The sequence below is a fragment of the Candidatus Poribacteria bacterium genome, from assembly GCA_021295755.1.
Lineage (GTDB): Bacteria > Poribacteria > WGA-4E > WGA-4E > PCPOR2b > PCPOR2b.
This window is the reverse complement of the sequence record JAGWBT010000160.1, coordinates 6,076-12,529: the sequence shown is the minus strand read 5'-3', so window position 1 is coordinate 12,529 and position 6,454 is coordinate 6,076. Positions and strand designations below refer to the sequence as shown.

Genomic DNA, 6,454 nt, shown 5'->3' with positions numbered 1-6,454 from the left:
AACTGCTTTACCCGTTCTTTCTAATCTCAGTTTAAAATTGCGATATCGCTTTTCATTGGATCAGTTCCGTCAACGCCCCACCTGCCATAATTTTGAGGCAAGTACTCTATCATTTTTTGGCGATATGTAGAAACACTGACGCGCGTTTAGTTCGGCCTTAGGCGATTTATCTCGCGATAATCTATCCTCGAGTAATATCAACTCCACGCACGGATTTGGTTAGCTAGCCTGATATACTCAATATGAGGTCTATCGTATGTGGCAGGAGGTAAGTGGATGATTGGACGCAAGCTATTTTTAAAATCTTCCAAACCACCATCTAAACCATTATCCTTTAGCTGGGATACTTTCGTCTCGCTTAACTTGATGCTATAGTCTTCTAATACCGTAATTATTGAACTATCATAAGCTTTATGGTGAAGGGCGCATAGTGCCAAACCGTTAGCAGTTTCTTCAGTACCATTTTCGTAGACAGGTACGATATGGGCAGCTTCAACCAAGCTTAGTTGCATGCCACAGATAGCGCATCTTGAATTATAAGCTGTCAGGACTCGTTTTCTGAAGCTAACATCCCGCAATTTCTTTCTGAGCGTGACAACAGCCGTTTTTCGTTCTCTATTTGTAATTGGAATGTCCTGTTCATTAATTTCAGGATTTGCAGAAACTGTGTTTAAAGTTTCTAAGTCTGCTGATGATTGACCAAAATCATGTAATGATTCGAGATTTTGCAAATAATGAATAAAAAAATCGGGTCGGAATGCCATGGCAGTTTCTTGATTGCCCTTATCTGCAGCTGCAAATCCGTTAATATAGGCATTTTCTAAGGCTTCCTTTTTTACCTGTATTGATGATGACCACCCTGGTAATCCATAGTGCTTGCGAAGATCGAAACCAGCGAAAACACCAACGTCCTCCCACCAACCTAAAATTAACGTTGTCCAACCTGCTTCTTCCTCAAAATCTTCTCTGACTTTGACCTGTATTCTATATTCATTCCCTGGTCTTGCTGAACCACCCCCGTGTGTCAAGTTCCAAATATAGGTCTTGATTCGATAGTTCGTGTCATCCCGAAATACATTAAGTCTAAATGGATGTTTTGCCGAGATATATAAAACATTCCAGTTACATTCATGGACTGCATCCACAATGCGGTTTAGGAGTACCTTTTTGCTAAGAATCGCCATAGTTATCACTTCCCGAGAATAATTTCAGTTGAGATTCTGCATCCTTATCATCATCTGCAATCTCATGATGGTATGAATCGAGTCCAAATCTAAAATGGCTTGCCTGTATATAACTTTCCTCGATTTCAAATGCTAACCACTGACGTCCTAGATATTCAGACACATATCCCGTTGTATTCGATCCGGCAAAAGGATCCACAACAAGGTTCCCCGTGTCCGTTAAAAATTTAATAAAGAACTCGGGAAATTTACGTGGAAATCGTGCAGGATGGGGGTTGATACCGTTTTTCTTACATTCTCGCATGTAGTTGCTGTTTGAATCATTGTTGCCCAACTCTAGCAAATTTGGGGGGATCGAGCCGTTATTATTTTGACTAAATTTATGGGTTATGTCATGCCCACTTGGTCTCTTTTTAGCACGATAACCTTTTTTCAGTAGCTTTTTCATGGCTTCCGTGTATGGACGAAGGACATTTCGGTTGTTCGCTTTGGGATATTCGGTCCTAGATAACCACCAAACTACATTCACCGAATCCTTTACACGGATTCGCCTGACATTGACCCATTCGGCGGGAGCAGGTAGTCTAGCCGGATTATAATGAAAAAATTCCTGAGCTAAGTAAAATCCGACTTTCCGGACTAAAGCAATTAATAGTTCATATTGGTAAATGCTTCTGACCGGATGACCTGGGAGATATGTACCACCAAGGTCGAGAACAAAAGAACCATCTTCGGCGAGGATCCTGCGGATCTCGGAGGCAAATGGAAGGAACCAATCAACATATTCGCCCGCGTCCTTGTTGCCATATTCTTTCTTGCTAGTCAAGGCAAATGGCGGGGAAGTTAAAACTAGGTTTACACTTTCATTCGGTAAGCATTTCATCAATTCAAGACTATCACCTAGGTATGCTCTACCCAATTCGGTTACATATACCGGGTTATCAGGCAGACCACATTCGGTATAGTTTATCATCTTCATTCCTCCAGCTAGGATTCAGTTATTACGACAATTTCGTGCTTGTGATTTTTTTAATAGGGTCACTGGTGTATCCGAACAATAGCACCCACGCCAACAGTTTTAAGTTCGATTTTTTTCGGCCATACTTTTCTCTTCAACTCTTAATACAGGTTGGATGTAGAATATCATAACCCAGATGGGTTTGCAATAAAAATTCACATTGAGGTATGAACTATCACTTCATCTGTAATATTGTGACCTCGCTCAACTACAGTTGACAAGTAGCGCATGAAATGTAAGTGAATGCTGAGATAGTGTGTCCCAGCGCATATTCGCAAAAGTATATCATAGCAGACGTTTTCTGAATTTTTCTTGACACTTCAAGAGCGGATTTGCTATTATTCCTACACATCTTCCATCATAACATTTGGAGCGGGTAAATGAGGGTAGGCTCCTGATTCCATCGGTGGCCTGTCGCACGACGTTCAGGGATTTGTATCAATGCAAGGGAGGCATCACGTCGATGAAATCCAATTACTTCTTCTTAATAGTTCTCGTGCTGGCTCCCGTTTTGGTGTGGAACGCAACCAGTTGCGCTGGTACATGGCGCGACGATTTTGAAGACAGAATTACTAGGGAATGGAAAATTTACAATTTAGACCGTCAGGTTGAAAATTGGTGGGTTAACAAGGGCGAGGCAGTCGGACGAATATTTAAGCGCGGGTTCATCAGTTTGTGGTTGACGGGACAATTGGACTGGGAGAACTATTCTGTTTCATGTCGAGCAAAACTGGTCAAAGAGCGCAACGATCCGGCGCGTGTGGGGTTATCGTTATACGACAGGGGTGACGAGCACAGTCGCTATCTGTTCTTTATTGACTTCTTTCATAGTACTGTGTTGATTACTAAGGCGAAACCAGATCAATGGTTTACGCGGCAGTTTCCTTTTACCTCGGATATTGATACGTGGTATAAAATCCGGGCAACCGTTAAAGACAATCTACTTGAGTTTCAGGTCAATGATCAGGTCTTTACGGCGGAAGACCCATTCCCTCTGAAGCCCGGTCAAGCAGGGCTTGTGGTTGGTAACGCGGAGGCACGTTTTGATGACGTTGCCATTACCGGTGCCAACATCAAAAATGGTGGGCCAGGCCGTCAGCAACTCCCCGTGGACACGCAGGGATCACTTACGACAGCGTGGGGGCGAATCAAACAGGATAGGTGAGCGTAAACGCTACCTTTCAAATTGTACTTGCGCGCACCGAGTGCTTGTGCTACAATGAGACAGACTTTTTAATGAAGGAGGCTATTGTTTGAGAAACATTGATAATCAACCGTCTGGTTTTACATCTACACAACTCCTCATCGTTGTGGTTATTATCGGGATTGTGGTTGCCGTTGTTCTAGCGTCGGGCTTGCTGGGGCAGGCAGGAAAAGCAGATCAAGCGCAAGCAGCAGAAGAGATTGAGACTATCGGCATTGCATTGGACACCTACGCGAAAGATAATGGGGATTATCCCTCGAGCGAACAAGGGCTGGCAGCGCTGTGGGAGAAACCTGAGCAGCCGCCAGTTCCCGTCAATTGGTTGGGCCCATATTTGAAGGTCCCAATCACGAAAGATCCGTGGGGAAACGGTTATATCTATATCCGTCCCGGTGTCCATGACCGCTACGGTTACGATCTTGTCTCTTTCGGTAGCGATGGACGCGAGGGTGGCACCGGTGATGCGGAGGATGTGGTTAGTTGGATTCGCCCGGATGAATAAAGGGTGGGTTTGGAAGTTTGAGGTGCGTTGCTAATTCACCGCTAACGGGCGGTGGAGATTGCGGCTCTCAGATCTAAAGCACCAGTATACAGCGACCGACCGACAATTGCGCCGTGAACCTCTATTTCTTTGAGCGATTGGACATCTTGAATTGATGTGATTCCACCGGAGGCGATGACATCTACCGAGACTGCGTCAGCAATGGCTTCCGTAGTATCCAAGTTGGGTCCTTGGAGCATACCATCGCTTTTGATATCGGTATAGATGATGGTTTGAACTCCGGAATCTGCCATCTCTCTAGCGAAGGTAAGAGCGGGCTTTTCAGACACATCGAGCCAGCCTTCTGTAGCGACCATCCCATCTTTTGCATCAATGCCGACAGCGATGTGGGATTCGTACTTTTTACATGCGGCTTCGACCAACGACGGATTTTTAAGGGCAGCCGTCCCCAGAATTGCTCTTGTCACACCGAGTGCTAGAACGTCATCTAACCTGTCCATTGTCCGTATGCCTCCTCCCAATTGAACGGGAACCTGAACCACTTCGACAATCTGCTTGACGACGTGGAGATTATCGGATACTGTACTAAACGCACCGTCAAGGTCTACAAGGTGAAGGTATTCGGCGCCGCTTTCTTGCCACTGTTGGGCCATTTCTACAGGTTGGTCCGAGAAAATTGTTTCCTCTCCTGCACGTCCCTGCACCAGATTTACACATTTTCCATTTCGGAGATCAATTGCTGGCAAAATTAACACGATTGTTAGAACTCCCTGTCTTGGAGTGAGGTAGTAACCGTTCAGTTAGTATTGATTGTTTGGATTTGAATGATTCGATCAAAGAAAGGAATCGCAGATGCGTCCAGTTATCGGTATCACTTGCAGCTTAACGGCAAGCCCTATCGGCGACTCCATATACGCCCTTGAACGTAACATAATCGCGTGCGACTATGCTCGTGCGATTGAATACGTTGGTGGCACCCCGCTCCTCGTGCCACACGTTGAAGATATGGAGTGCATCGACCGATACTTGGAGGTGCTCGACGGGCTCGTTCTCTCCGGCGGTGGTGACATTGATCCATTACTGTTTGGTCAGGAGCCGCATCAAAATATGGGCAGCGTTGACCGGGTGCGCGATGAGATGGAACTGCAGCTTACTCAAAAAGCATTAGACCAAGACCTGCCGATTCTCGCAATTTGCCGCGGGATTCAGATGCTGAATGTCGCGGCTGGCGGCACAATCTACCAAGATATTGCCGCCGAGATGCCGCAGCCAACTTTGCGCCACTCCCAAACGGGCGCAGGTTGGTATGCGTCCCATACAATCGACATTCTATCCGATAGCCGTCTGTTTCAGATTTTCGGCAGTCCAACTACCCGCGTCAATTCCTTCCACCACCAAGCGGTGCGAGATGTCCCCGACGGTTTTATCGTAACCGCCAAGGCGAAAGATAACGTCATCGAAGCGATTGAAAGTCCAACTCACCGATTCGCCCTTGGCGTGCAGTGCCACCCTGAAATGATGTGGGAACGCCATCCGGAAGCCCTGAATCTGTTTGCGGCGTTTTTGAAAGCGTGTCAATAACCCCACGAATTCTTCAGGTTTGTTCAGCTGCTACCCTACATATGCCTGCTAAGCCCATATCTTGCTTTCACGTCCTTCCACCCGATGATCATACAATAATTTTGTCTCCTCCGGAAACGTCTCAAAAACGTCCGCGGGGATAGGTGCTGTATTGACGCCGAAGAACTCCAGATTGAGCCACCACGGTGCATAGCGCACGACGACTGCGGTTCGTGGCTTTTCGCTGGGACTGGCTGCGTTTGAGTGCCAGATACGACTATCCATTATCAGTACGCTGCCGGCGTCGCCGGTTGCTTGCAATTCACCCGGAATTGGTGCGAACTCATCGATCCCATCATTTTCGCCCCTCGGATTTTTTTGGCTTACGTGCGTACCGGGCACTACCCATGTACCACCGTTGCTGGTAGAGAAAGGGGTAAGCATCCACAGCGTTGTGATACCGAGCACCGTTTTGGGAAAAGGTTGGCTTACGTGCCACGGTTGTTTGAGGTCGTGGGGGAAGTCTGAGTGATAAGCACGATTCAACTCGTAGTGTGGAGGCCGAATCTTGTACTCGGTTTGGGAGATTCGCACTTGTGGTCCTAACATTGCTTTAACGACATTCAAAAAACGTTTGTCAGACAGGTGGGGTGCTAGGGACGGAAAAAAGGCGATGACGTTTTTTGACCATCGATCATGTTCTTCGCTGAATTTTTTATACGATGGCTCAGATGTTTCTACCTCTTCGCGTACGGCATCCACCTCATCTGCGGGGATGACACCGTCCATCACGCACCATCCCTCTTGCTCTAGTTGTGTGACATACTCATCGGTTACCCGATCTAATGTACTCATATACACTCTCCTTCTTGAAAGTTAGTCTTGAAAACGCTAACAATATGTCAAGCGAGGTTCCTCACGGCGCTTCTTTAAGCCGCTTCCTGCGCGAAGAGCCCCTCAACCTTGAGATAGCCGTCTTGTTTATA

At 46.5% G+C, this 6,454-nt stretch carries 7 protein-coding genes; 3 read left to right on the top strand and 4 right to left on the bottom strand.

Going from position 1 to position 6,454, the window contains the following annotated elements; all coding sequences use genetic code 11:
* Positions 1 to 197: 197 nt before the first annotated feature.
* Both J4G02_19705 and J4G02_19700 read right to left on the bottom strand, forming a co-directional pair.
* Positions 198 to 1,184 carry an HNH endonuclease gene (locus J4G02_19705; GenBank protein MCE2396759.1) on the bottom strand — a complete coding sequence of 329 codons (987 nt, stop codon included), beginning with the start codon at positions 1,182 to 1,184 and terminating at the stop codon, positions 198 to 200.
* Positions 1,171 to 2,163, bottom strand: a complete 993-nt coding sequence (locus J4G02_19700; protein MCE2396758.1) for a site-specific DNA-methyltransferase — start codon at positions 2,161 to 2,163, stop codon at positions 1,171 to 1,173. Before J4G02_19700 ends, J4G02_19705 begins: the two co-directional genes overlap by 14 nt.
* 502 nt (positions 2,164 to 2,665) lie before the next feature.
* Here J4G02_19700 and J4G02_19695 point away from each other — a divergent pair.
* A complete protein-coding gene (locus J4G02_19695) occupies positions 2,666 to 3,367 on the top strand; it encodes a hypothetical protein (protein ID MCE2396757.1) in 702 nt (233 codons plus the stop codon).
* Between the two features lie 88 nt (positions 3,368 to 3,455).
* Positions 3,456 to 3,908 (top strand): type II secretion system major pseudopilin GspG, encoded by a 453-nt coding sequence (gene gspG / locus J4G02_19690; protein MCE2396756.1) that lies wholly within the window; start codon positions 3,456 to 3,458, stop codon positions 3,906 to 3,908.
* A 41-nt stretch (positions 3,909 to 3,949) separates the two neighbouring features.
* Here the strand turns inward: gspG and hisA are convergent, their stop codons facing one another.
* Positions 3,950 to 4,663, bottom strand: coding sequence for a 1-(5-phosphoribosyl)-5-[(5-phosphoribosylamino)methylideneamino]imidazole-4-carboxamide isomerase (gene hisA / locus J4G02_19685; protein ID MCE2396755.1), 714 nt, complete (start codon positions 4,661 to 4,663; stop codon positions 3,950 to 3,952).
* Between the two features lie 97 nt (positions 4,664 to 4,760).
* On the opposite strand from hisA, the gene J4G02_19680 reads away from it, so the two are divergent.
* On the top strand, positions 4,761 to 5,489 hold the full coding sequence (locus tag J4G02_19680) for a gamma-glutamyl-gamma-aminobutyrate hydrolase family protein (GenBank protein MCE2396754.1): 729 nt from the start codon (positions 4,761 to 4,763) through the stop codon (positions 5,487 to 5,489).
* A gap of 48 nt (positions 5,490 to 5,537) precedes the next feature.
* Here J4G02_19680 and J4G02_19675 read toward each other — a convergent pair whose 3' ends face one another.
* Positions 5,538 to 6,323, bottom strand: coding sequence for a phytanoyl-CoA dioxygenase family protein (locus tag J4G02_19675; protein ID MCE2396753.1), 786 nt, complete (start codon positions 6,321 to 6,323; stop codon positions 5,538 to 5,540).
* Positions 6,324 to 6,454: the final 131 nt, after the last annotated feature.

What these genes read in the sequence shown, in the direction of transcription:
- J4G02_19705 (MCE2396759.1), bottom strand. Translation starts at nt 1,184, where the DNA reads ATGGCGATTCTTAGCAAAAAGGTACTCCTAAACCGCATTGTGGATGCA.
- J4G02_19700 (MCE2396758.1), bottom strand. Translation starts at nt 2,163, where the DNA reads ATGAAGATGATAAACTATACCGAATGTGGTCTGCCTGATAACCCGGTA.
- J4G02_19695 (MCE2396757.1), top strand. Translation starts at nt 2,666, where the DNA reads ATGAAATCCAATTACTTCTTCTTAATAGTTCTCGTGCTGGCTCCCGTT.
- J4G02_19680 (MCE2396754.1), top strand. Translation starts at nt 4,761, where the DNA reads ATGCGTCCAGTTATCGGTATCACTTGCAGCTTAACGGCAAGCCCTATC.
- J4G02_19675 (MCE2396753.1), bottom strand. Translation starts at nt 6,323, where the DNA reads ATGAGTACATTAGATCGGGTAACCGATGAGTATGTCACACAACTAGAG.